The 25,979-nt window shown below is 50.1% G+C and carries 20 protein-coding genes and 1 pseudogene; 13 read left to right on the forward strand and 8 right to left on the reverse strand.

Features of this window, described 5'->3' with window-relative positions; translation table 11 throughout:
- Positions 1–250 precede the first annotated feature (250 nt).
- The 6 genes from ACY1JZ_RS23565 to ACY1JZ_RS23590 are packed head-to-tail and all read left to right on the forward strand — an operon-like array spanning position 251 to position 8,679.
- Positions 251–1,543, forward strand: a complete 1,293-nt coding sequence (locus ACY1JZ_RS23565) for a hypothetical protein (RefSeq protein ID WP_462631174.1) — start codon at positions 251–253, stop codon at positions 1,541–1,543.
- The gene (locus ACY1JZ_RS23570) at positions 1,540–3,306 is read left to right on the forward strand and encodes an ATP-binding cassette domain-containing protein (protein WP_462631175.1); all 1,767 of its coding nucleotides are present in this window, start codon (positions 1,540–1,542) and stop codon (positions 3,304–3,306) included. Before ACY1JZ_RS23565 ends, ACY1JZ_RS23570 begins: the two co-directional genes overlap by 4 nt.
- Entirely contained in the window at positions 3,297–5,006 is a 1,710-nt protein-coding gene (locus ACY1JZ_RS23575; RefSeq protein ID WP_462631176.1) for an ATP-binding cassette domain-containing protein, read from the forward strand. Before ACY1JZ_RS23570 ends, ACY1JZ_RS23575 begins: the two co-directional genes overlap by 10 nt.
- A 23-nt stretch (positions 5,007–5,029) precedes the next feature.
- Positions 5,030–6,043: a glycosyltransferase gene (locus tag ACY1JZ_RS23580; RefSeq protein WP_462631177.1), complete on the forward strand. Its 1,014-nt coding sequence runs from the start codon at positions 5,030–5,032 to the stop codon at positions 6,041–6,043.
- A complete protein-coding gene (locus ACY1JZ_RS23585) occupies positions 6,034–7,332 on the forward strand; it encodes a glycosyltransferase family 2 protein (protein ID WP_462631178.1) in 1,299 nt (432 codons plus the stop codon). Before ACY1JZ_RS23580 ends, ACY1JZ_RS23585 begins: the two co-directional genes overlap by 10 nt.
- A gap of 15 nt (positions 7,333–7,347) precedes the next feature.
- On the forward strand, positions 7,348–8,679 hold the full coding sequence (locus tag ACY1JZ_RS23590; RefSeq protein ID WP_462631179.1) for a glycosyltransferase: 1,332 nt from the start codon (positions 7,348–7,350) through the stop codon (positions 8,677–8,679).
- A gap of 243 nt (positions 8,680–8,922) precedes the next feature.
- Here the strand turns inward: ACY1JZ_RS23590 and ACY1JZ_RS23595 are convergent, their stop codons facing one another.
- Entirely contained in the window at positions 8,923–9,579 is a 657-nt protein-coding gene (locus ACY1JZ_RS23595; protein ID WP_462631180.1) for a TetR/AcrR family transcriptional regulator, read from the reverse strand.
- 475 nt (positions 9,580–10,054) lie between these two features.
- Here ACY1JZ_RS23595 and ACY1JZ_RS23600 point away from each other — a divergent pair, with 475 nt between their 5' ends.
- Positions 10,055–11,215, forward strand: coding sequence for an SMP-30/gluconolactonase/LRE family protein (locus ACY1JZ_RS23600; protein WP_462631181.1), 1,161 nt, complete (start codon positions 10,055–10,057; stop codon positions 11,213–11,215).
- 40 nt (positions 11,216–11,255) lie between these two features.
- Here the strand turns inward: ACY1JZ_RS23600 and ACY1JZ_RS23605 are convergent, their stop codons facing one another.
- The 3 genes from ACY1JZ_RS23605 to ACY1JZ_RS23615 are packed head-to-tail and all read right to left on the reverse strand — an operon-like array spanning position 11,256 to position 14,063.
- Complete coding sequence (locus ACY1JZ_RS23605; protein ID WP_462631182.1) at positions 11,256–12,029, reverse strand: ABC transporter permease; 774 nt, start codon at positions 12,027–12,029, stop codon at positions 11,256–11,258.
- Positions 12,026–13,012, reverse strand: coding sequence for an Ldh family oxidoreductase (locus ACY1JZ_RS23610; RefSeq protein ID WP_462631184.1), 987 nt, complete (start codon positions 13,010–13,012; stop codon positions 12,026–12,028). Before ACY1JZ_RS23610 ends, ACY1JZ_RS23605 begins: the two co-directional genes overlap by 4 nt.
- A 19-nt stretch (positions 13,013–13,031) precedes the next feature.
- The gene (locus tag ACY1JZ_RS23615; protein ID WP_462631185.1) at positions 13,032–14,063 is read right to left on the reverse strand and encodes an aliphatic sulfonate ABC transporter substrate-binding protein; all 1,032 of its coding nucleotides are present in this window, start codon (positions 14,061–14,063) and stop codon (positions 13,032–13,034) included.
- 117 nt (positions 14,064–14,180) lie between these two features.
- On the opposite strand from ACY1JZ_RS23615, the gene ACY1JZ_RS23620 reads away from it, so the two are divergent.
- Positions 14,181–15,113, forward strand: coding sequence for a LysR family transcriptional regulator (locus tag ACY1JZ_RS23620; RefSeq protein WP_462631186.1), 933 nt, complete (start codon positions 14,181–14,183; stop codon positions 15,111–15,113).
- Between the two features lie 21 nt (positions 15,114–15,134).
- Here the strand turns inward: ACY1JZ_RS23620 and ACY1JZ_RS23625 are convergent, their stop codons facing one another.
- The gene (locus ACY1JZ_RS23625; protein WP_462631187.1) at positions 15,135–15,890 is read right to left on the reverse strand and encodes an ABC transporter ATP-binding protein; all 756 of its coding nucleotides are present in this window, start codon (positions 15,888–15,890) and stop codon (positions 15,135–15,137) included.
- Positions 15,891–16,177: 287 nt separating this feature from the next.
- Here ACY1JZ_RS23625 and ACY1JZ_RS23630 point away from each other — a divergent pair, with 287 nt between their 5' ends.
- The 3 genes from ACY1JZ_RS23630 to ACY1JZ_RS23640 all read left to right on the forward strand — a co-directional run bounded on the left by ACY1JZ_RS23630 (position 16,178) and on the right by ACY1JZ_RS23640 (position 18,642).
- Complete coding sequence (locus ACY1JZ_RS23630; protein WP_462631189.1) at positions 16,178–16,840, forward strand: TetR/AcrR family transcriptional regulator; 663 nt, start codon at positions 16,178–16,180, stop codon at positions 16,838–16,840.
- 68 nt (positions 16,841–16,908) lie between these two features.
- Complete coding sequence (locus ACY1JZ_RS23635; RefSeq protein WP_462631199.1) at positions 16,909–17,658, forward strand: SDR family NAD(P)-dependent oxidoreductase; 750 nt, start codon at positions 16,909–16,911, stop codon at positions 17,656–17,658.
- A gap of 87 nt (positions 17,659–17,745) precedes the next feature.
- The gene (locus tag ACY1JZ_RS23640; protein WP_462631190.1) at positions 17,746–18,642 is read left to right on the forward strand and encodes an AraC family transcriptional regulator; all 897 of its coding nucleotides are present in this window, start codon (positions 17,746–17,748) and stop codon (positions 18,640–18,642) included.
- A gap of 106 nt (positions 18,643–18,748) precedes the next feature.
- Here ACY1JZ_RS23640 and ACY1JZ_RS23645 read toward each other — a convergent pair whose 3' ends face one another.
- The gene (locus tag ACY1JZ_RS23645) at positions 18,749–19,150 is read right to left on the reverse strand and encodes a hypothetical protein (protein WP_462631191.1); all 402 of its coding nucleotides are present in this window, start codon (positions 19,148–19,150) and stop codon (positions 18,749–18,751) included.
- A gap of 67 nt (positions 19,151–19,217) precedes the next feature.
- A complete protein-coding gene (locus ACY1JZ_RS23650) occupies positions 19,218–20,564 on the reverse strand; it encodes a hypothetical protein (protein WP_462631192.1) in 1,347 nt (448 codons plus the stop codon).
- Between the two features lie 225 nt (positions 20,565–20,789).
- Between ACY1JZ_RS23650 and ACY1JZ_RS23655 the strand changes: the two genes are divergently transcribed.
- Both ACY1JZ_RS23655 and ACY1JZ_RS23660 read left to right on the forward strand, forming a co-directional pair.
- Positions 20,790–22,970, forward strand: a complete 2,181-nt coding sequence (locus ACY1JZ_RS23655) for an McrB family protein (protein WP_462631194.1) — start codon at positions 20,790–20,792, stop codon at positions 22,968–22,970.
- Entirely contained in the window at positions 22,936–25,368 is a 2,433-nt protein-coding gene (locus tag ACY1JZ_RS23660; protein WP_462631196.1) for a DUF2357 domain-containing protein, read from the forward strand. The genes ACY1JZ_RS23655 and ACY1JZ_RS23660 overlap by 35 nt, the downstream gene beginning before the upstream one ends.
- Before the next feature lie 137 nt (positions 25,369–25,505).
- Here ACY1JZ_RS23660 and ACY1JZ_RS23665 read toward each other — a convergent pair.
- Positions 25,506–25,810: pseudogene (locus ACY1JZ_RS23665) on the reverse strand (SDR family NAD(P)-dependent oxidoreductase); the annotation flags it as partial.
- Between the last annotated feature and the right edge of the window lie 169 nt (positions 25,811–25,979).

Genomic DNA, 25,979 nt, shown 5'->3' on the forward strand with positions numbered 1-25,979 from the left:
GCGCTTTTTCGCAGGCGTACCGGGGGTACGTCAAGAAAAAGCAACGCAGCATGGGGCGAAAAGGCGGGGAGAGATGCCCTTGAACGGGTGTTCAGACACGACCTAGACGGTATCTATCTGAAACGAAGGCTTGCCCGCCAAGATTGGCGGCAGCCGTTACACTCGATTGATTTTCGCTTTCATGGATTAACGCAAGTGGAGTGAGGCTTGTGTTGACATGTAATCACAGGCAGGAAGGACACGGAATGCTATGCCAACACTTCATGTTCGGGTTGGGCGATATCCGCTGTTGCTGGAGCTGTGTAGAGCCATCAATGAATTGCGACAAGACCAACTATGGGTTGCTCCCCAGGAACGAAATTATCCCCCTGCGCTATTGAATCTGATCCGTAATCGGGGTCTTCGGTCGAACGTCTATCGATATTGGGGCAGCCTGTTTCTGAAAGACATGCTGGCAGTAGAGACCGGGCCGGAGGTGAAGCTGTTAAAGCGCATATTAAGCGGGTTCGCCGAAAATAAGGATCGTGGCATCATGGCTGAATATGAGGATTATCTGGCCGTACAGGCGGAGGCCATCAAGGACTATCTTGCTCCTCTAATCCAGCGCTATAAGATGGCCGAGGTTATCGAGCTGAAGCTGTATCCTCTCGCTACCATGCCCCCTCCGCAGCTCGGTCGTTTCGGCGCCAGTCTGAGCAAAGCAACGTCCACTTCCATCCATCTGGCATTTGGGGCGCCGCCGCTAGATTTGTGGAATGATTTTAATCTGACCGTTTCCTTCTTCGCTAGAGGAGCCATGCATTATCTGGTCAAGGAGTGGCTGCTTGTCCATGCGGGCGAGTACGGTGAAATTAAAGAAGGCCTGAAGCCTCATCTGATCAATCTGGTTTCCGCTATCATTCTTATTGAAGTAGACACCTTCTTCAGCTCCAATCTGGAGTTCATCTTCCATGAGGAGGATCGGCTGATCTATCAATGGGCGCTCGCGCAATATAACGGCGGCAAGGTGGGGTTTGGCGACCATCTTATCGACTATGTTCGCAGCCTCAACGCCAACTGGCCTCCCCCTCACCTCGGTGAGGTTCAGCAAGAAACTCCGATGACAGTCGTGCATACGATTCAAAAGAGGATTCAGGTGGCCATCCAGGACCAGTGCGGCCTCCTGGCGAATACGCAATGGATCGGCGATTATTACGATATTGTTGACCCGAGCGCTCAGAGGGAGTCAGAGCGGACACGCGCATTCGTCGTCCTGCCGTGGAATTCGGCTGAAGCGGAAGCGGTCTGTTCCCGGCACCAGATTCGAGATGCGGATGACGGTGCGGCCGTGGAATATGATCATGAGACGGGTCTGAGGCGCTTCGATACGACCAGGACGTTATGTCTGCTCATCGACCACCAGCCGGGAGAGCCATGGCAATTCGTGCTGCTGTGTCCGGCGGGCCGCTCAGAGAGCGGCTATTGCATCGAGACCTCCGTCTTGTCACAGATTCATACCTCGATCGCTTTCGTAGATTCTACCTCAGGAAGGAGAGTATTATGAAGCGTCTGCAGGCTGGGTTCATCCAGATATGGATGATCGCTCGGGCAGGGGATCGAGCCATATGGGTATTACTACTGCTTATCCTTGCACTTGGGGTATGGCCTGGCTTTATGGTGTGGGCGATCAAGCATTCGGTCAACCAATTAGCTGATGGCGATCGTAATTCATCCTTAGCCTACATCGGAATTATCGCAGGGGCGGGGACGATTGCGATCCTGCTGAATGTGGTGCAGCCTTATTTCTTGCGCAAAGTGAAGGATCATGTATATCGCAACCTGTCCACCCGGTTGTTCAGCGTCGTCAACCGCAAAAATGAAAACGAAATGCTTCATGCAGAAACCCGGAATCGGATCTCCAGCACCTCGGAATCTGTCAGTTCGATCTATCATGGGGGACTGGATGGTTTCGTGGCGTTGCTGCAGGTCGCGGTAACGGGGCTGTCCTTGACATGGATCTTGCTGGAGGTTGCCTGGTGGGCGCCGCTCCTTATACTAGCGGGGACCACGGTCAATGTGATGCTGATGAAGAAGGCGGCCGCTTCGGAGTCTAATTTTCTTCAAGGCATCTCTGAGACGTCAAGGCTCGAAGGGACGTTCCTGGAGATGCTCACGACCTTCAAGTCTGCCAAAGAAATGCGTGTGTACGGCATATCCGACTGGATGAAGGGAAAGTGGCGGAGGGAGCAGGAGCAGATTGCACGATTAACGGTGAACCAGACGATGAGAACCGGAGTATACAGGCTGCTCGGCCAGCTTGGGGGCGGGATCGTCACGACCATCGTGCTGCTCGCCGGGCTATGGAAGCTCCAGCAGGGGACATTGAACCCGGGAGAGGTCGCGGCTCTGCTCATCGGTGGCTTGCATCTTGAACAACTGCTCGGCTTGGTGCTCAGCCAGGGCAAGCAATGGCTTGGCCGCAAGATATTTCTTGCCGAGCTGCTGAAGCAGCCGCAGGACGATGAGATGCACACGCACGTACCCCGTACTGGAGAGGACGTTGATCCTTCCCATGCCATATGTGTTCGCCAATTGACGTTTAGCTACGATGGGACACGCAATGTATTGAATAACATTAATCTCGACATTCCCCGTGGCGCCAAGGTTGCTATCGTAGGCGCTAACGGTTCTGGTAAAAGCACGCTCATGCTGATGATCGCCGGTCTATTGAGGCCAGACAGCGGTTTGGCCCAGGCAGAAGCAGTTGGGGGATTCTGTCTGCAAGACTATGGGCGCTACAAGCTGTCTGTTGCGGAAAATGTATATCTTGGCGATATTACGCGCAAGGAGGATACGGGAGGTATCGCCGAAGCGTTGCAGTTGACGCAAGCGGACTTCGCAGACGCGCTCCCCCAGGGCAAAGCCACGGAGCTGTGGCCGGAGGTCGGCGGCTCGGATCTGTCCGAGGGACAGTGGCAGCGGTTGGCGCTAGCCAGGAGCATGTTCCGCGCGATCTACCGGGTGGGCTCGGTCATCATCATGGATGAGCCAACATCGAAGCTTGATCCGAGCAACGAGCTTCGCATTCTTGAATCGATTATTAAGCGGCTGGAGGGCTATACGGTGCTGTTTGTCGTCCACCGTCTGGTAGGCTGCGTATTTGCCGACAGGGTGCTTATGCTGGATCAGGGCGAGATTAAGGATTTCGGCCCTCACGAGACATTACTGGAGACATGCGAGCCTTATCAAGCGATGTGGAAGGCTTCTTCCTCCTTTATTGAGGTGGTGAAGGAAGAGGGAGAAGGGAGCGTTGCCGAATGTGGCTGATGAGAGTGAAGAATAAGCGGAAGGTGATTCCGTGGACGCTGTTTGCGTTGCTCGTGACGTTGTTCAAGGGCGTGCTGCCTGCAGTGCGCATTTTCCTGTTCGGCTATGCAGTTCAGCAGATCCTGTCCGGTGCTGCCGTTGATCACGTGATCATGCTGATGGTCTGGTTTGCCGCTGCTACCGTCGCGGAGAAGGTCATGGACTCTTTATATACCGTCGCGCTGGAGGGACTGCGTGTTCATCTGGGCCGCTCGGCAAAAGAACTGTTCATCGATCGCTATAATGATGCGCCCTATCAACAGTTGCTGAATCGTTCCTTCTCCGAATCGGCTGAGAAGGCGGCGAACGGCCTGGATCGCGGGCATCGGATTCTCACCCTTGGTCTGGATGTGCTCAGTGCAGCGATCACGCTCCTCAGTCTGGGCACCGCGCTATGGTTTGTCACGAAGATCGGCTGTCTGGTCATGGTCGTGACCTTTGCCTTTGTAGTGTTCAAGCAATATAAGCTCGGGCGTCAGATGTTTAACATTGAGAATCAATTATCCGGCAAGCGTATTCGGGAAAGTTACTACCGCGGCACGATCATGGATGCTCATCTCAGCAAAGAGCGCAAGCTGTTCGGCTATTCCCCCTATATTTTCGAGCTTTGGAGGAGCACATTTACCGAAATCAGCAAGACGAATCAGTCCTTCCTCCTGACTTCCCAGAGAACGACGGGACTGATGCAGATCGGCCAGCTTCTTCTGATCTCGGCTGCTTACATGGTATCGATCATAACCGCAAGCTCTTCCATCGGCGGTCTGATCATCGCATTCCAACTGATCGACGAGCTGCTTGGCAAAGCGAATGCCTTCGTGCTGGAGCTTCGCTTATTTACCGGGGAGCTGCTCGTTTCCTCGAATCTCACCCGCTTCCTCTCCTCCGATGCCGTCTTCAAGGCTGAGGCACGCACGAGAGGAGTAGACAAGGAGATCGTATTGAGCCAGATCGGCTTTACTTATCCCAATAGCGAGCAGCCGGTGCTTACGAATGTGAGCATGCAGCTTCGGACAGGCGAGCTGGTTGGGTTAGTGGGCGAGAATGGAGCAGGAAAAACAACGCTCTGCAATATCGTATGCGGCCTGCTGGAGCCGACAGAAGGCGAGGTATGGGTCGATGGCAAGCGAAGCATGGATGCGGACAGACTAGGGGCCGTCTCGGTTGCTTATGCCGACTTCGCCCGCTTTCCGCTGACGGTGGAGCAGAACATCGGGATGAACCGCGAGTGGAACGAGGCTGCACGTCTTCTGGCACAGGACATCATCCAGCGTAGCGGAGACAGGCGGCTTGGGGCAGGCTACTCAGACGGCACCGAGCTATCGGGAGGGCAGTGGCAGCGCGTGGCTGTCGCCCGGGCGATGGCCAATACGAAGACGATGCTCGTGCTGGATGAGCCTACAGCGGCGATGGACCCGATTATGGAGGAGAACGTTGTGCGAGGCATCAAGCATTTCGTGAACCAAGGCAAGGGGGCGCTGCTCGTCGCGCATCGCGTCAGTACCGTCATGCATTGCGACAAAGTCTATGTCATGCATAATGGGCACATCGTACAGTACGGAGAGCCGTTGCGGCTGCTGGAGGAGGATGGCGTATTCCGGGATATGTACGGGGCGCAGGTCGCTCTGTTGCGCAAGCAGGGCAATACGGCATCCGCCGGATGATACCTGGGAAGGGAGAGCTACCGATGAACATATTAATTATATCCAGAGGGAACGGCTTCGGACATGCGAAGCGGGATCTACTCGTCGCCAGGGCGCTGACCGGGTTGAATCACGAGGTTACGATTGCCTCCTATTCCTCCGGGTATCAGTATTTGCGAAGGGTCTATTCCGGCAACCTGATTGATCTGGAGCTGCCAGCCGCCGGAGGCAGTGCCGACCGCGTGTTGAAGCTGCTGGATGTGATACGCGCGACGCAACCGGATGGCATCGTCGTCGACGAGGAGGTGCTCGTGTTTCCGATTGCCAGAAGCATGGGGATACCGACCTGCTTCATTACGAATTGGATGGAGGACGAGAAGGAGACACTAGGCTTTCTGCAGATGGCAGATCGAATTGCTATCGTGGATGTGCAGGCGCACTGGATGTTTCCGATGCCGGAGTCCCTTCAGGCGAGGATCAGATTTGTTGGCCCTGTGGTCGAGGTGCCCGAAGCGGCTGCGGACAAAGAGAAGAAGATTATTATTACTTCGGGCTCGCCAACGATCGCGGATGTGCCGTTCTTCATGAAGGCGATAGCGGCGTTAAAGGGCGAACAGGAGTATGTTAAGCTCGTGTACAGCGGTACATTGACGAAATCTCTGCAGCGGTTGGAGGATGAATCGACGCATTGTATTGCAGACCCGTCCTCCTTTATGGAAGAGGTGAGCTCCAGCTCACTCGTGGTATGCCGCGGCGGACACACGACATTATGGGAGCTGGCGTCGCTGGGAATTCCCGCTATAGCAGTGCCGCGCCGGGAAGAGGTCAATCCGTATAATATCGTATACGCCAAGCAGATGGGCGAGCGGGGCTATGTCCGCTGGCTGCAGGAAGCCGATATGGATACGGATGTGCTCGCTTCGTATGCGAGGGGGATTCTGGGGGGGCAGGATAAGCTCCAATCGTATGACGACGACGGAAGCTCAGTGGATCATCTGGTCGCTTGCGTGCTGGACAGCCTGTCGCTTCGCCGTGAGGAGAATCCGTTATGCTCGTGACGGTTATCATCCCGGTATATGGCAAAGCAAATGTTCTGCACGTCACACTACAAGCGCTTGCCCGCCAGCATTTTGATGCTTTCTCCGTCTACCTGGTCGATCAGGGCGGCACGATTCCGATGGATGAGGTGCGGGCTGCATTTGAAAGCAAGCTGGATATTCATTATATCGATACGCCTGCCAGTACGACGGTCTCAGAGAAACGAAATCTGGCGATCCGGGCGTCGCGTGGAGAGGTCGTGATCTTCCTGGATGCGGACACGATCGTCTGTCCCGAATTTGTGGCCGAGCATGTGGCGATGCAGCGTGCCGGCCATGAGGTCGTTATCGGTTATATCTATGGGAAGAAGGGCTTCGGGCGGGAGGAGCTGCTGTATTCGGGCGAGTGGGAGCTGGATGCTTTTCTCGCGTGGTTCGAGGATGTATCCGGGCGCATCCCGGATGAACGGGAAAAATATTATGAGCCGGTTCACGACCATCTGATGGAGCTCCCATGGCCGTGGGCGGTGTTCTGGTCAGGCAATATCTCGGTCTCTCGGTCCGCACTCCAGCGTGCGGGTGGCTTCGATCACAGGTTTGTCGGATGGGGAATCGAAGATATTGAAGTAGGCTATCGGCTCGTCAAATCGGGCTACCCGCTCATCTTAAGCCGGGCGGCCTGGGCTGTGCATGTGCCTCATGAAGTGGATGAGGAGAAGCGAATGAGGGATCAAGCTGCCAACGCCAGAACCTTCCTGCGCAAGTATCCCTCCATCGAGAATGAATTATTTCTGGTCAGAGCAGCGTCCTGGAACAAGGATTCCAATGACATCGGCGGAGAATTCATTCTCGATGAAGCGGCATGCGACTTCGTCATCGATGCTGTGACGTCGAGTTACGGCACCCAATTTTTACTTGTGGGTTATGAGGAAAGGCTGTATTCGTTACCCCAAGTGAGTGTAATGATAGACCCTCGTAATGAATATGCGGACACGTTCACGACTTCGGATAGAAGCGTCTACAGGCTGGCTGGGCTCTGTATGCCATTTGAATACGATACCTTCGATGCTTGCATCATCACGCCAGTATGGAGAGGGTACCGCCCGGAGCTGCTGAGCAGGCTGCTCATGGAGGCAATGCGGGTGTCCCGTGCGTGCTATTGCATATGTCCTGGCGACGAGTCGATTCCATTGCTGGCTGCTATCGCCGGCTTGAAGAAGCTGGGAAGCACGATGGAGTATAGCGTGGCAAGCGACATCGCTAAGCGTGTTAGACTGATCATCTGTTCAGATAGGGTAACGGTTCATTGAAGGGGGGATGGCTGCATGGGAGTTACTGTTGTGATTCCGACTTATAACCAATCGGACTTGCTGAAGCGAACCTTGCTATGCTTGCAGCATCAAGAGGCAGACGCCTCTTTATTTGAGGTGATCGTCTGCGACGATGGATCGAGCGATGATACGAAGGAGGTAGCCTGCTCCTTTGAACAGTCCCTGGATCTAAGGTATTGCTATCAGAAGGATATGGGCTTCAGGGCGGGGACGGCGCGTAACATGGGGCTTCATCTGGCTAAGCATGAGATCTGTATGTATATGGATACCGGGGTGCTGATCGGCTCGGATCTCATTCATAACGTCATCTCCTTTCATCGTCGCTATGCGGGCACTGTAGGTCTAGGAACTGTGCACGGCATGAACCAGAAGGATGATCAGCATCCGATTGCGAAATACTTGCAGCCGATTGCCCAGTCCGAGCACCCTGAGGCTTGCCTGAGCAATCCGATGTTGAGAGCGTATCCTGATTCCAGGCAACTGCAGTTCGATTTCTATGAATATGACATGAACCGAAGCGCGGCCCCTTGGAGTTATTTTTGGACAAGCATGGTAACTGTCGAGACCGTGCTGCTCCGGCAAGTGGGCGGATTTGATGAATCCTTTCATGGCTGGGGGCATGAGGATGTCGAATTGGGCTATCGATTGTGGAAGACGGGCGTTCATTTCCGTGCAGATCCGTCGCTCCGTGCCCTTCATTTGCCTCATGAGCAGTTTCATCCGGTTCAGATGACGAACCGCCATAATCATTTGCATTTTGTCAGGCTCCATCAAGAGCTACCGGTTGAATTATCTTATGTAGGCGAGAATTTTAATTATGAGCTGCTGCTGGGGCAGCTCAATGCTGCGGATGCTTATCTTCCGCAGGATTATGAGCATATAGAGCTATCTGGCATCCATGCCTCAGTGACAGGACGACGATTGGCGGTCGGCTATGTGTCGCCTCAGCTAGCCGCAAGGCTGAATGCCACAGATGTATTCGTGTTGAATCAACGCAACGCCGAGGTTCTCCGCGAGCATTGGCCGAGCCTTCATACTGCCTACAAGGCAGGCTTCGTCAATTTCTGTGAGGAGTACACGTATGAGACGGCCGTCATTACCGATGCATGGAAGGTAATCCCGATGACATTGCTGGCGCAACTGATGGATGAGCTGCTGCGAATAGCGAGGCGAGTCTACGTCCTGGATACGGACGGCTTACAACTCGCGCAGCTTCCCATCGTCGGGGAGCAATTGCCGGCTGGATTTGGAGCCGAGCCCCTCGGACGGGGAGGGAAGACGAACGTATATGGCATTACTCGACAGGCGATTAGCTCACCTACCTGACCGCAACAGCGCGACACTGTTACAGCGAAGCTGACTTGCGATATACGGATGAATCCAAGAAACCAATTCTTCCTGGCGGGGTGACTTGACCACCACGCCGCCAGAAGCGGTTTCTTCTTTACGTTGCCCATCGTGCAGGGTTTATATCTACGCGAAACGAAGCTATCCCTGCCAAGGGGGCAGCAGCCGTTTACGCTTGCCATGAACGAAGAGAAGGATTGGCATGAAGAGAAGGAGGCAACGTTAAGCCTCCTGCGGCAATAAGGAGCGAATAATGAAGGATAAGGTTTGCTCGTACACGATATGTGCCGAGCGTACATCCCCCAGATGTCCCCCCATGTACAGGTGAATCACGCCATGGAGCGAGGCCCAGAATACACGGATAATGACTTCCGTATCGTAGTGGTCGGAGATGAGACCTTGCTGCTGCGCCTCTTGGATGACGGCCAATAATTGCTTCATGGCCGTTACCGTGCCGTTCAAGCTGTCCTCATCTGGTTTAAAATCTGCAAATGCCCCTCCGAACATCAGCTTATAGTAGCTGGAGTGGCGCTGCCCGAATTGCCAGAAGGCTTCGCCCAGATTGTGCAAATGCTGAGCCGGATGATCTGCCGGCGGAGCACTCTCCAATTCGTTAGCGAGCAGCTTGCAGCCATCCAGATATAATTGCTGAGCCAAGCCCTCTTTATTGACAAATAAGTTATATATAATTTTGGTCGAGCAGCCCATTTTCTGCGCTACCTTACGTACCGTAACCGCTTCGGGTCCCTCCTCCTGCAAGAGCGTTGCTGCCGCATCGACAACATGCTTGCGGAGATTCTCAATATTTTGCAAGCGAGCTTCCTGGTAGGTTTTCAATACACGCGAATTCGCATTGGCGTTATTATCTTGATCGCTCATCATCATCACCTTCTGTATCAAGTTATCGTCAGAAACCCAATTGAAGTAAGCCTATATCATCTTCTACTTCTACGCGAAATAAAGCTGACCTGTCAAGGAGGATGACATTCGTTACACTGGATTACGCTTGCAAGAAATTGTATACAGTAGTTGGTCGCTTGTCAATGAGACAGCAGCTCTCCAACAAATGTGGAGGGCTATTGACTTTCTGAAAGGGTATGAATACAATGGATTCATTAGGTAACACTGTTTCTTAATTAAAACATGGTATTCACAGGAGGTAGAGATAGAGCCCTTCAACGTAAATGAACGTCCACGTCCATCACATCAAGATGAATGTTCCAACACTGTCCCTAGTATCCATGGCCTGATCATGCAAAGGGCCGGTCGAAGCTTTGGCGTCTGGTGATCCTCATCGAAGTAGCATTGCACCAGGCTGCCGCTATTACATTAACCTATGAAAGGGAGATACAATATGTCGAATTCAAATGTTCAAACCATTACATCTACGGAGGGGGTGTCTAATCGTAGACGCTCCCTGCGCGTGAGGCTGAGCAGATGGGGGCTATCGCTGCTCGGGTTACTCGTGCTTGGAGTACTCGTGTTTATGCTGCTGCCTTCACCAATTGAACCCGCTCATTGGGTTGCGCCAACGCCTCCTTCATTTGATCAGCCCGGCCCGTGGAAGCAAAATGATAAGCTCAGCTCGGCACAGCTTGTTACGGATGCTCCTCAATTCCCTGAATTCATCACCTTCGATGAAGAGGGTCAGCTCTACACAGGAGACTCCGACGGGAAAATTTATAAGGTGTCCTTTGATGCGCAGGGGAATCCTCAGGATACCCAACTATTCGCAGATACCAACGGGACACCTAATGGACTTGAATTCGACGCCAATGGCAATTTGATCGTCGCCGATGTGAAGAGAGGCTTGCTCTCCATTCATCCATCAGGCAGCATAGAGGTATTGGCGGATGAAGTAGATGGCACGCCGATCTATCTGGCCAATGAGCTGGCCATTGCCAAGGATGGCACGATTTATTTCACAGACACGTCGAATTATGGCCGAGTGACCTTCAGGGAAATTGCCGAGAACAAGCCCCATGGACGGCTGCTGAAGTACGATCCCAAGACGAAGCAAACGAGTGTCTTGTTAGAAAATCTGTATTTTGCAAACGGAGTGGCCTTGTCAGCGGATGAAGATTTTGTCCTTGTGGCGGAGACGTATCATTACCAGTTAACCCGATACTGGTTGACAGGGCCTAAGAAAGGGACCACGGATATATTCGCAGACAATCTTGCTGGTTTTCCAGACAATATTACGCGAGATGAGCAGGGTCATTTCTGGGTCGGTATCTTCACGACGCGCCTATCTTTTGTAGACCAGATGCATAGCAATCCGTGGCTGGCTCGCACGATGGCCAAATTGCCGGAGTCGCTGCTCAGTGGAGCAAGTGCGCCGGAGAAGCATGGGCTGGCTGTAGAGCTTAGCCCGCAGGGAGAGCTTATCGGAAGCTGGCATGACCCGCAAGGCAAGCTGTACGGCGTAACGACAGCCGTCAACCATAATGGATATTTATATCTAGGCACAGCACCGGGAGGCAGCACGGGGGTGTATCGCGTGCCACTGCATTGATGGGCACATCATTCAGTACAGAACCTGATGAAATTCCTGTCTATCCATTAAAGTTATCTCTCCAGCGCAGCAGACGGGTCTCCAGCTTGCGAACCAGTGAATCGGTGAGCTTGCCCACGACTGCAAAAATGACAATACCGACAAAAACAACATCCGTTTGAGCAAATTGGCGGGCATCCGAGATCATATAGCCTACACCGGTATTGGCTCCCATCAGCTCCGCCACAATCAGGCTAAGCCAGGCGGTTCCCAGAGATAGACGGATGCCGAGCAGTAGATTGGGCATTGCGGCAGGCAAGATGACCTTGGTAATCTGCTTGTATTTGCTGAATTCAAGGACTCTCGACACTTCGAATAGTTTGGAATCGACGCCGCGAATTCCCATATAAGTATTCAGATAGATCGGAAAGAAGGCACCCATTGCGATCAACAGCACCTTGGATAGCTCCCCAAATCCGAACCACAAAATAAAAAGCGGCATTATAGCCAGATGGGGAACGGTGCGAATCATCTGTAGAGTGGGGTCTAAGGTCCATTCGGTTCTTCTGTAAAAGCCGACTAATAATCCTAGCGTGATGCCAAGTGTCCCGCCCACCAGAAAGCCGATCAGTGCCCGGTTCAGGCTAACGACCATATTGGTGATGAGCACTCCGCTCGAGAGCAGCTCGATAAAGCTTTCCGCAATGAGCAGCGGCGTAGGAAGCAATTGGGGAGGCAGAAGCTTGAGCGACCCAATCAACTGCCACACTACTATGATTGCTAAGGGGAACAATGCGCCGTAGAGATATTTGATATAGGGATTTGAATTTTTCATAGTTCGCTACGCAAGTAATCGATCGCAGAATGATGCAGGGTTACCACCCCGGCCGCCAGCGCTTCACGATACCGCTGCTCCGATGCTTGACCCGGATACAGGATGGGGGCATCATTTCCCTCGACAAGCGGGATGCCCTGAAGCTCCTGCAGGAAGCAGGCTACTTGCTCCTTGAAGGATTCTGTGGTGTGGCCAAAGATGGTAGGATCGATTAACTGGATCAGGGCCCCGCGATTTTTCTTGAGGCCTTTCGCCCCAATCGGAACATTGACGAGTGCTCCGCTTAATATTTCCAGCGCTAAGGCCAGTCCGAAACCTTTGTATCCGCCGATAGGGGAGAGCCATTTCACATCTGCAGCATGACGGGTGTGTTGGCCCTCCTCATTCACGCCCCATTCTTCAGGAATCGACTCCCCTTTGAATTTAGCGATGCTGATATGTCCCCAGGCCCGTTCGGACAACGCCATATCCAACACAAACATAGGGTCGGTATGCGGCACGGCAATGGCAAGCGGAGTATTGTTCACTGCTGCTCCTTTCCCCCCAGGAGGAGCCATAACGCTCATCCCCCCGTAGGCAGAGATGATGGTGATGGCGCCTTGTTGAGCTCCATATCTGGCAATGACACCGGCCGTGTTAAAACGGGAGATGTCTGTTAATCCGATGGTCATGATTTTGCGTTCAGCAAGGTGCGGTAGCGCAAGGTCTATCGCCACGCGAGCTACGGTGTGACCAAGATCAAAGTTCCCGTTAATATGCAAGTAAGAGCCTTCAATCGGGTCTGCAGTATACTTGCCCCGTCCTTCGAAGGAGCCGACCAGTTGTTTGAAGAAAGTAAAGCCGTGTGAGGAATGTCCTCTTAGGTCAGCATCCAGATAATCATGAGTAATGATCTCAGCTTCATACGCTGTGGCTCCGTGCTTCAACAGCACCTTCTTGCCCAGCTCCTTCAGCTCTTCTATTGAAATTGTGACCGTGCTCATCTGCCTCACCTCTGTCGTCTTATTTTTCAGCTTTCAATTCTTTGATCGCCTGATCGATGAAGCTGTTATCAACGACCAGTGAAGGATCGACAGCTTTGTTAACAGCTTTCTCTTTTAACAAGAATTCAGATAATTCGCTTTGAGACGCAATGTAATTGTCGGATACGGGTACCGTTGCGAACTGGACATTGGAAATAACTGATTTGACAACCTCCGCATTCAGCTTGGTGCCCTCAGAATAAAGCTTAACAGCCTCATCCACATGCTCGTCCTGCCATTCCAGTGTTCTGCCCAGCACCTTCAGGTAGGCCACCACGAGCTCTGGATGCTCGTCAGCGAATTTGGTACGCACAATATGGAAAGACGGGCTAACATAATTAATAGTAGACCCATCGGCCAGAACCTTCGCGCCCTCATCTACAACGGCAGTAGAGAGATACGGCTCACCGATGCCCCAAGCGTCTACGGAACCGCTGACAAATGCAGCCTTGGCTTCGTCGGCATTTAATTGAATGATTTCGACATCATTTGCAGTCAGTCCGGCTTTGTCCAGCAGTCTGAACACGATGTCGTAAGCAGCGGTTGCTTTGGCTACGGCGATTTTCTTGCCTTTCAGCTCACTCAAATCTTGGATGGTGCTATTTTTGGGTAGCAGCAAACCCACGTTCTTGGAGCCTGTACTTCCAACTGCAATTTCCTTGAAGGGAATGTCAGATATTTGACCTGTAATGACGGTTGTATTTCCGGTTACAGCCAGGTCTAGACGGTTGGTCAGGATGGCGTCGAATTGTGCGGGGCCGCCTGGAATCTCCACCCAACTGACCGTAGCGTTATGTTTTGCAAACTCTTCTTCAAACCGCTTTTGTTGCTGTGCCAGCACCAAAGGATGGACAGCGTGCTGTACCCCGATTTGCACAGCGATCTTTTCAGCAGGGCGATCCCCTGTAGCAGTAGATGAGGACGAGTCTTTTGGGTTTTCTTTAGCGCAGGCTGTAAGTAGCAGCAATAGGCTGATCGTTGTGAGAAGCAGAGCGTTTATTTTTCTTTTCATCTGGGATGAACTCCTTTGTCTTGTAGTAAGCTCACTTTACTATATCCGAGTAAAATAGTAAAATAACTATGTTTAATGTTCATATAACCAAAAGTTATGGAAGGCGGGGTTATTGAATTGAATTTTGAGCAAATGGAATATATTGTTGATGTGTCGAAGACAGGCTCCATATCGGCGACCGCAGAAAACCTGCATGTCTCTCAGGCGGGGATCAGTAAAGCGATTATGAAGCTTGAAAAAGAGATCGGCTTTGAGCTATTCCGCAGAACGAGGTATGGAACCGTACCTACGGAGAAAGGGAAGGTGCTGATAGCGAGTGCGAATGAGATTCTGCTGAAGATCCAAGAGTTTAAGGATAGTGTATATGGACAGCGGGAACAGATCCATGGCGAAATCCGTCTATCGGTCAGCCCGAATTTCATATCGATTCTGCCTGCGGCGATCATGTCGTTCAAAACCAAGAACCCGTATGTCATGCTGGAAATTACAGAAAAGGAGTCTACAGAGATCATCGAGGATATACGCGAGGACCGCAGTGATCTGGGCTTGATCTACTTCAACGCCTGGCATGCTGATCAGTATAAGAAGGATCTGTGGATGACTACTTTGCTGGAGACGAGATTGGTGGTATGTGTCAATCGGAACTCGCATCTGGCATCGAAGGGCAGAGTCCGGGTGGCGGATTTGATGAATCAAACCTTCGTCAGTGTGAACGGCAGCTTCTCCAAACGCACCATGAATCAAATTAAAGAGAAGTATGGCCCCGTAAATATTATGTTCACTGCTACAAATCAGGATGTCTTGAAAAGAACGATTGCTGAGGGCGATGTCATCGGGATTTTCATGGAATTTACGATTCTGAATGACCCCTTGATTCTAAGTGGGGATATTGTGGCTATACCTCTGGAGGATAAAGAATTGGATTATAGGGGCATCCCTATCGGGTATGTTCGTTCCAAATGGCAGCATTTCTCAACGGCTCACGTTGAATTGATCAAGCATTTACAGGTGGAGATTGAGAGGCAAAACAAAAAGCTGTCTATAAGATGACTTATATGACAGCTCAGCTAACTATATGGAGTTTAGATGCTCTGAGCCGCTTAAAGCCTCTAACACCCTTCTGCGGTAATCCAGGAATGCCACAGATACGCGAGAGCGGGGATGCTCCAGGGAGATGGGGATCATTTCCTTTATCCTGCCGGGTTTTGCCTGCATGACTACGATCCGATCCGCAAGGAATATGGCCTCGTCGATGTCGTGTGTGACAAGCAGCATTGTTGTGCGGTTACTGCGCCATATATCTAGCAGCGCCTCTTGCATATGGTTACGGGTGAACGCATCAAGAGCGCCAAAGGGCTCGTCTAATAGCAATACCTTGGGGTTGCGAATGAGAGCACGAGCAATGGCAACGCGCTGTGACATGCCGCCTGACAATTCCTTCGGATACGATTTTTCGAAACCGCCAAGCTTGACCAGCTCGATGATGTCATCTACCGCTTTTCTTACTTTCGGGTCTTTCAGCGACAGGTCTGCAGCGATATTCTTCTCAACGGTCAGCCAAGGAAATAAACGATGCTCCTGAAAAATAAATCCCTTCTCAATACTCGGCCCTGTAATCGGTTTTCCGTCCAATTCAACAGAACCGCTATAGCTCGCGTCCAGACCGGCAACAATCTTGAGCAGGGTACTCTTCCCACAACCGCTGGGGCCAATAATGGCAACAAACTCGTGAGGCTCCAACTGTAGATTGATGTCAGATAAAGCCTGCACCTCTGCTCCTGTGGTAGAAAAAACTTTAGTCACGTTAGCCATATTAACCGTAGCCATCTCTCGTATCACCTCGATTTATTTTGACTTAAACTAAATTACTGCAATTGCACATGAATGTCAACGAGAACCACGCATGCCCCCAACCGATAATGGATCATTCATAACGATTGGACAATTCGCCCCTCCACCATATAGCAGAGAGGCTCGACAGTTGAACCTTCTTAATCTGTGTGGCGAAGCCGTATGGATGGGAGCGTATGGCAGCTCATCCAGGGGTTGACTTCGAAAAGGTGGGCATGTACAATCTAACTAGTTAGTTAAAATTATTGGAGTTGTGTGCGAACATGGAAAGAAAGAATAAAAAGAAGACCTATGACGCCGTCCGCACAAGAGAAGTGATTCTAGATGCAGCGGAGGAGATGTTTGCCGAGCATGGCTATTCGGCCACCCGTATCGATGCGATAGCGAGCTTATCTGGATATAACAAAAGCCTCATCTACCAATACTTTCAGGACAAGCAGGGATTGTACACCGGAGTGATCAAGCGGGCGGATCAGCTCGGCAATACCCTGTTCGAGGGCCTGCTAGGGGAAACCTTGGCCGACTCATCCACAACCTCGGACCCATCTAAATTCCGTCTCATGCTGGAAGCCGTCATACGGAGCTCCTTTCAGTTTTTATTGGATCATCCGAGATATTTAAAAATATATGTATGGGAAGCCGCAGAAGGGTGGAAAGTATGGAAATCCATTTCGTATTCACCTGATGATATGATCTTGTTTTGCCGAATTGCTGAAGCTGCAAAGGAGAACGGGTTGATACGTAAGGAAGTTGAACCGATCATGGTGCCCATTGTACTGATGAACCTGGTTATTCCCTTTGTACAATCCTATCAACGCCTGAACGAAAATACGAGTACCTTGCCATGGCATATATCACAGGATCAATATGTAGAGCAGCTAGTCCATATCGTGATTTATGGGTTAATGGAGCCATCCCTGCTGTAGAGGGGGAAGGCTTTTTATATCCTTAAATATAAATAACTAGTTAGATTTATTAGGAGGAGTTCGGAATGATGAAGAAGAGATTTCAAGGTAAAGTCGTTATTGTAACCGGTGGAGCAGGCGGAATTGGGGAGGCAACCGCACGGTTGTTTGCAGAGGAAGGGGGCAAGGTTGTTATAGCCGATTGCTCTCCTCAAGGAGAGAATATATCCCGGTCTCTCCTTGAGAGGGGGCACGACAGCCTGTTTCTACAAACCGATGTGACCCATGAAGAATCTGTGATGCAGATGCTGGAGGCAACCGTTCGTCATTATGGTAGACTGGATATACTGTTTGCCAATGCAGGAGTGGCAAGCGACGGGCCGACGGATCAGGTGGATTACGATATGTGGCAGAAAATCATCCAGGTGAATCTATCCGGTGTATTTCTGTGCAATAAGCATGCCATTAAGCAGATGCTGCTCCAGGGCGGTGGCGGGGCCATCGTGAATTGCGGCTCGGTTCATAGCTTCGTAGGGAAAGCCCGTGTAGCGGCATATGCTTCCGCCAAGGGAGGTGTTCATATGCTAACAAGAACCACGGCTACGGCCTATGCTGCCCAGGGTATCCGTGTCAATACCGTCTGTCCGGGTTATGTTGAAACCCCTCTTATCGGCGGATTACCGGAAGAAGTGCTCCGTTACTTGCAGGCGCAGCATCCAGTAGGAAGACTGGGAACGCCTGAAGAGGTAGGAAAAGCGGTTCTGTTCTTGGCGAGCGACGATGCCTCCTTCATAACAGGAACGAGTCTGATGGTAGATGGCGGGTATACGGCTGTGTAATTCGAGGGCAGCAACTTATTCGGGCACGAATCGTTGCGATACGATGTTTCGCCTCATTTATACTTGGATATGAGAGGAGGGAATGAGATGGAGTGGCTAGAGCGGATGAATCGGGCAGTGGATTACATCGAGGCGAATCTGAGCGGGGAGATTGAATTGAAGGAGGCGGCTCGTGTGGCGTGCTGCTCGTCCTACCAATTTCAACGAATGTTCTCATTCATTACGAATGTGACGCTGGCAGAGTATATTCGGCGAAGACGACTGACACTTGCAGCGCTCGAATTGCAGGGCGACAATTTGGCAAAGGTGATCGATATCGCTCTAAAGTATGGTTATGAATCGCCCGTCTCCTTTGCGCGAGCTTTCTATGCACTGCATGGCATCACCCCGACCATGGCTCGTGGGGAAGGGAGGGAGCTCAAAGCCTACCCCCGTCTATCCTTCCTTATCACGATCAAAGGAGCAGAGGCGATGAACTATCGGTTGGAAACGAAGGGAAGCTTTGAAGTGTTCGGCATTGAGGGTATCTTTCATGTTGACGGGGGAGGACAAGGGCTAGAGACGCCGGCCAAACTATGGGAACAAAGCTTAGCGAACGGCGATGTGAAGCGGCTCGAAGCGTGTGCGGGGAATTTGCCTCCGTATGTCAGTCAAGAGTTGCATTCCGTGCATGCATTGTGCAGCTACCGAAATACCGGACCAGACACATTCCCGTATATGCTCTGCGCCTTCAAGGAGAACGCCAGCACCACCGAAGGATACACTACAGTTACGATTCCCGCACATACGTGGGTCATTTTCCCCTCAGAGCCGCATCCTTGGGATCGGTTCGGTGAGACAATCGAGACCCTGTACAAACGCTTCTATACGGAATGGCTCCCAACGGCTGGCTATGAACAGGTAGATGGGCTAGAGTTCGAGATGTACGGCGCTAAAGAGGGTCTTAACTACGTTGAACTGTGGTTCGCAGTACGTAAAGTATAATGGGGCACAGGAATAACGGGGAGTCCTGAATGAGCAGGGACTTCCCCCGTATCCCCGTCCATGTGGATGGAGTAGCCCAGCCTGTCAAGGGCATCCGTCGTCTCGCTTAGGGAAGCTCCACTCTCTCAGGCTTGTTCTTGTAATCACTGTACCACCAGACCCAATCCCCGTCTTCGTTCAGCGCGGCGAAATATTCAAAGTCTGCCTCACCGTCAAGGTCGGTATCCATCGGAAGTGCAATATCGGGCGGAATGTGCTCCTCCTTGCTATAGGACTTGTAATAGGAGGCCAACACCTCCGATTGAAAGGCCTCGGTGTCCATATAGCGATCCGTCCGCTGCACGATGTCCAGGCGGATGCTCTTATCTGGCTCCGCCCGGAATCCGTATCGGAATAGAACACGCGTCGGCTGCGCAACGGTCTGCAAGGAGGCGATCTCCGGCACAGCCTCCTTGATCTCTGCCTGGAATGCAGCCAATGAAGGACTGCTCAGCTTTGTATGCGACATGCAGCCCCCCAGAATTACACATCCAGCAAGCAGCGTCACCCATCGGATATTTCTTGCGCTGATTCGACTATTTAAAATACATGAACCCTCCCCCCAGCGAGAAGAACGAGTCGATAGCGTTAAAATGAGTGCGATAATTGATACTGCGCCGTTGTCCCCAGGTGGAGACAGCGATCCAGCGATTGTCGTTCGTGTCGCGATAATATTTGGTAATCGTCATCCAATGCCATTCATATTGGTAGTTGGAGAACTTGGACAGATTGAGCGTGGCTACTGGTGAGTTGAGCGCCAAGCCAGCTTTTACATAAGCAGCAGTGTTATCCAATGTGAAGGAAGCATTGCTCGTCACCCGATTCAACGTCACATTCTTATCCTTGGCATATTTCTCCACAGCAGAGGAGAAGGAGGATACCGACGTCTCTCCGAATGGCCCCGGACTAATATAACTATACATCGTATCCATATGTCCAAGGAAGTCTGTATAGTTCGTAATCGATTTCGTGTACAGCTTTCCATATTTGCTCGGGTTCGTAACCTTCGCCAGATAGGCTGTAATGTTCGCCGCGGCTACAGGGCCACAGCCCCGATTCTCCTTCTGCCCGCCGTCCGGCCACCACATCTGATTGCCGCCGTAGCTGTAGCGGCCTGTTGTATACTCCACGGGCACGAAATTGTCGAAATTGCGTTCGGTAGAGAGGGCATAATCCTCCTTCGTCACGGCAGCCATCACTACCGCTGAAGCTTCTACGGAAGCTCTCTCTCCCGTGAAGCTCCCCGCAGCGTTCATTGCCGAATTTTGCTCTATGTGCAGGCGATTCTCCTCGCTGCGGATCAGGGAGTAGAGATGATTAATCTCCGCGCGATTGTCCTGGACTCGATCCGTCACATCCTCTGGCGGTCGATTCTCATCCAAGGTAACCGATGTAAAGGTCTCGGAGCCTGCAGCAAGAGACTTGATGAGGTATTGCATAGGGGGGATCAATACGAGCTGAGCCTCTGCACCCTGGCTCTTCTCCTTCAACTGTGCCCGGAGCTGATCAACGACGCCGTCGCCGATGAAAATATCATAGGCGTCATAGCCGTCCTCCAGAGCGCCAATCGTAATATATCCCACCTCGACGGCTCCATCCAATAGAGGAACAAGATAGGCGAACAGATTGCCGCTCACATCATACACGTCCAGGAAAGTGTCGGCCGTGCGAAGCTGCATGCCATGAGTCTGCATGTCCTGTGCCAAATAATGATCGATATGTACGTTAGCGAGCTGACGAATTCGGTCTTCCTCCATTAACTTGCCTTCGCGCAGCGGCAGAGCCACGCTAATCTCCTTCACTGTTGGCGTCGCAGCGGCGGTGATGTCCTGTGGTCCAACGTATAGCAGAGGCAAAGCGACAAGCACTGCGATGCTGCTCAAGAGCATCTTCCTGACTAGCTTGATATATTATGCCACCTTTCAGTAGAGTTACAATCATTCTATAATCTTCCAATATGTATTGTAAATGCTAAAATGGAATATCCCTCTAACTTCTTTGTGACTGAAGTCTTTCACTTTTGCCTCCCCGCAAAAAGGATTCTTGATACTTTCGTTGAAAACTTCTAGTAACCTATCCTTAGACTAGAGGCAGAATAGAGGGATTAAATGATAACAATTAACAGAAGTTGGACTCATGATGATACGGTTCCTAATCTAATCGGTCGGAAGACAATTGATTGGTCGATGTTTAAGTATGGAACGACGATACCGGACAATTTCAAAGCATTTTTCATTCAGGCAAACGGGGGAAAGGAAATTGAGTCAGGAAGTGGAGAAGCTGTGACCTTGCTTTGCGAAGGTCAGACGTTCCGGGCAGCGCTACGTAACGTCGATCAATCTTCGGTTAAGCGCCAGACGTTTCAATTACGTTATCATAATGAAGAATTAAAACAACTGATGAAATCAACGTTTCGAGCAACATATCAATATATTCAGAGACTCAGGCCGCAAGACCAGAATGGTGACAGTCGAACGCAAATCAAGGTTCCTGATGAGCTAGCTGAATATGTTGAGTTCTACCGAACTCAGGAGCCTTATGTATATGAAATGAGGTTAATTCCCTTACAATCTCTCGACAATCAGTTGCCTAACATCTGGTGGGTGAATCAGGGGGCGACACTTAGCGAGGAGCATGCAGGGCAATTCATGTGGGCGCCACTGTCCGGTAAGGGAGGAAGGTCTCAATACCATTGGGATACGATGGACGAGGTAAGAGATGGGGATATTGTGCTCCATTATGCTAGTGGGAATCTTCATTATGTAAGTCGGGCTGTAGCAGATGTCCAACGGGCATCGAAGCCCGAGTCGCTTTCGAATTCAGCATGGGAGGAAGAGGGCAGATTGGTGAGTTTGCGTTACTTTCCCTTGGCTCCCCCGATACCACTGACCGAATTTGCTCAAGAAATCATGAGACTTGATATTCATCATGGGCCGATACATTCGTCTGCTGGTGTGAAGCAAGGCTATCTATTTCGTTTTACCCATGATGGGCTCCGGCTCATTCAATCGAAATCACCGGAAGTTAGTTGGCCATCATTCACCCTTTTTGATACACATATACAACCCCTTTCTGAAGAAGGTGAGACAGACTTGCTCCAGCCGATAGATGATGATCACGTTCAACAGGCAATAGCACAGATTAAGACCTATATTCGCCACAGAGGATTCCATTTTCCGGACTACTTAGTTGAAAACTTTTATTTATCCCTGAAAGCAAAACCGTTTGTTATTCTTGCCGGAGTATCAGGAACGGGCAAAACGAAGCTAGTGCAACTGTTCGCTGAGGCTGTGGGTGCAACAAAAGATAATCAGCAATTCACATTAATCCCCGTAAGACCTGATTGGAGTGATCCTTCTGATCTGTTGGGGTATAAAGACTTGTCAGGAAGATTTCGTCCTGGTCGGTTAACGACAGTGTTGGTAGAGGCCGCTAAACCGAGTAATAGCCATAGGCCTTACTTTATCTGTTTAGATGAGATGAATTTGGCGAGGGTGGAGTATTACTTTAGCGATCTGTTAAGTATTCTTGAAACACAGGAATGGGAGCAGAATCGAATTGTGACTCGTCCGCTGATACAGGCTAATAGTGTGGAAGGCGAGGATCAGAAGGAGTATGGGAATTTGAGCTTACCGGATAATGTGTACCTCATTGGAACGGTGAATATGGACGAGACGACTCATCCTTTCAGTAAGAAGGTACTGGATAGAGCCAATACCATTGAATTCAATGATATTAATCTGCAACAGTTTCCCGAAGTAGTCAATCATGACAAAGATAAAAATGGGTACGAACAAGCTCCCTCTCCATTACCGAACTCATTTCTTCGTAGCGAATATATACAACTGGTGGATATGTATGTCAAGGAGCAGGAATTGGTTCACCGTATAACAGAGAAGTTAACAACGATTAATGGGATATTAGAGCAGATTCATTCCCATGTAGGTTTCCGTATTCGAGATGCGGTATGCTTCTATGCTACTTATAACAAAAGGTTTAACCTTCTCCGTGAAGACGAGGCGGTCGATCTGCAACTTCTCCAGAAAATTCTGCCGCGCATACAGGGAAGCAGTATTTCTGTCAAACGTGTGTTGCTGCAACTGTTGGCTGAGGCTACGGGGGAGAGCATCTCTATACATCAATATATGGAGGATAGCTCGGAACTATATGAAAGATGGGGGGCGGAGGTGGCCTTACAAGCCGCGAGGTATCCTCACACAACACGCAAACTAGCATTCATGTTACGGAGGTTAGATGAAGATGGGTTCACCTCCTATTGGCTTTCTTGATCAAACTGTAGAGCTGTTGCGAATTGAGACCAGTGGTTTTACAGTATATATCCAAGGTAAGCCCTTTCACCCTACGGTAGAAATGATGAGACTACACAGGGCAGAAGAGCAGCAACTGATTCAGGCACAGCTTCAAATTGTCTCTCTATCGGCCAACCTTCCGCTGGAGAAGGTCATGGTCTATAATCCCGAACACGATGAAATGGAGGACTGGCAAGAGTGTGGAGTAGTGTACCCAGTGTTTTTTGAGACACAGGAATACATATTGGTGGTGGAGGGAACAGGCCAAATTCATCTATCCGAGTTATCTTTCCATCATGATAATGCCAAGTTAAGGCGCGCTATTAAACGGCTAGGTTCAAGCCTACTAACAGGGTCACTAAAATTTCAAAATGAGGTTGGACTCACACAGTTTGAAATCCTCTGGAATGGACAAGCTGTTCTACAGGTACAGCTTGAGGTTTTTCCGTCCAAAATGGATTATAAACGAGATTATCAGATGATTTTAAGCGATGTGAACCGGCAAATCTATAATCTGTCTTTTGATTTTATGCGAAAAACCTACCATTTAACAGGATTACGTTACACAAGTAGTCAGAGTTTAACTGAATACTTTTCCATTATTCAGTACATCTTTAAGAGACTTGTACAGGCGGTAGAACGTATTCAACATGCCCCTCATGTTGCGTTTGGGTTAGAGCATCAGATGGTTGATGCTGCACGAGCGCGAAGGACGGCTAAGCACACGATCTCTTACCTGAGCCGTAACCCACGATACTTACAGGCGGATACTCAGGGAGGGCTGATTTCCATACATGGGCAAAAGTATAGCCCAACACATGTAAGAGAAGCAAAGCGGCGTATCCATTATGATACGAATGAGAATCGTTTTGTACGATGGGTTTTAATAGAGGTCAAAAAGAAGCTTCAGTTGTTAATAAGACTTCTCTCTGAAAAGGAACGATACCATGATCCAGTAGTTATTCGGCATATAACCAACATACAGGCACATCTAAATCGTTTACTTCGGCTTGATTTCTTAGATGTAGGAGAGATGCGTCAGTTTTCAGTATCTTTGGTGCTTCAAATGGCGCCTGGGTATCGTGAAGTGTATCGTTACTACTTGATGCTTATTAAGGGTCTGGCGATACAAAGCGATTTATTCCGAGTTTCTATGAAGGACTTGGCCCAGCTATATGAGTATTGGTGTTTTTTGAAAATACATGAGCTACTGAGCATTAAATACGAGCTTGTTCAGCAGGATCTCATTAAAGTGAACAGACATGGAATCTTTGTTACACTCGATAAAACCCAAAAAGCAAAAATCGTATATCGCTATCCAAGTAATGGAGAAGTATTTACTTTGTACTATAATTCACTGCCGCGCGGCGATCAGACACCAACAGTAGGACAGCGACCAGATACGATTCTGACTCTGAGGAAGAATGAATCTGCCATAGAATATAAGTATATTTTTGATGCAAAATATCGGTTGAATCCAGCCTATGAAGGTACACCCTATCATAGGAACTATAAATATCCTGGGCCTGAGGAGGCTGATATTAATTCAATGCATCGGTATCGAGACGCCATTGTATGTGCGGACAGGGATGAGGGACGAGAACTGGAGCGTAGTATGTTTGGGGCATATGTGTTGTTTCCCTATCATGACGAGGAAAGATTTGTCGATCATCCATTTTACAGAAGTATTGAGCTAGTTAATGTTGGGGCACTACCATTTCTACCAGATGCGACGAAGCTAGTGGAGTCGTTCTTAGATGAGATTATACTAGACAGTCCAGAAAAAGCGTACGAGCGCTCGACTCGACCGGGGGGGACAACGGAATATTACCAAAATAAGTTAACTGGAAAAAATGTATTGGTTGGTTCTCTAAGGGGGCCATCACAGCTTGAGGACGCCCGCAAATATGGCTTTTACCACATTCCTCTCAAGAACATCACAGAACATAGGATTTTAACGCAATTGGAATATATAGCATTGTATCAATCTAAGAGGAAGTTTGAGTCTCAGGGTGATGGAGCAGGAATTAAATGGTATGGACGAATTGCTAATTGGCAGATCATTCGGCGTAAGGAGATAAGAGAGCGCCCCGCGCGCAAAGGAACTGAAGAAGAACTCTATGTAAAATTCACAGTTGAAAAGTGGCAGCAGCGATCTACGCCCATTCTGCCGGGTGGGAGAGGAATATATACACTACTGTATACAACGAAATATATGTTTGATCGTGCGAGCGAGATTGCCGAACTAAAGTTAGAGTCCAAAGAACATCTAGAACTATGGCGCGAGCAACGGAGACGTGGCGCAGTTCATGTCGAACTAGATCATGAACAGGTCGATCTGGCACGTAAGATTCACGGTATAACGGGCATGGAGTAGAATAGAATTAGTAAAACTAATTTTAGGAGTATACAACTCACTTTTGAGGAGAACCCAATATAGAGTTCTCCTTCTTTATTTTTGATGTTTGATACAGCCTAATTCCCCTCTATGACTTGGATCAAATTACTCCCCCATCATCGTCTTCTGTTCCTCACCACATAGGGATAGAGTGGGTCACGCAATTGAAATTCATACGTCATCCCGTCCACCAGTTCGACTACCTTGTTGCTGTCATATAGCTAACAGGAATGATGCCATTTCCTTCGCTGTGTGATACTTGGGTTTGGGTACCGTACCTTCATACTTGAATTCATCGATTTCAACGAGCGCTTGCCAAATACCGTCTTCGTAGCAGCAGGGCCAGCACCTATGGTATAACCGCTCCCTGAAGAAACCTTGAAGTCTGTGTTTCTTCGGTCTCCGCATAATCCCGCACATAAAATAAGAATTTATAAGTGCTGTTCGCATTATAGGCGCTTCTATATCGACGCGAAACGAAGCTTAGTTGTCCATGACGGCGACAGCCGTTTACGCTTGCGTACAAATAGAAGATCACGGCGCGTGCGAACCAAAAAAGGATGCCCCATATTGCTATGGAGCATCCTTAA

This window comes from Paenibacillus sp. J5, from assembly GCF_054955055.1.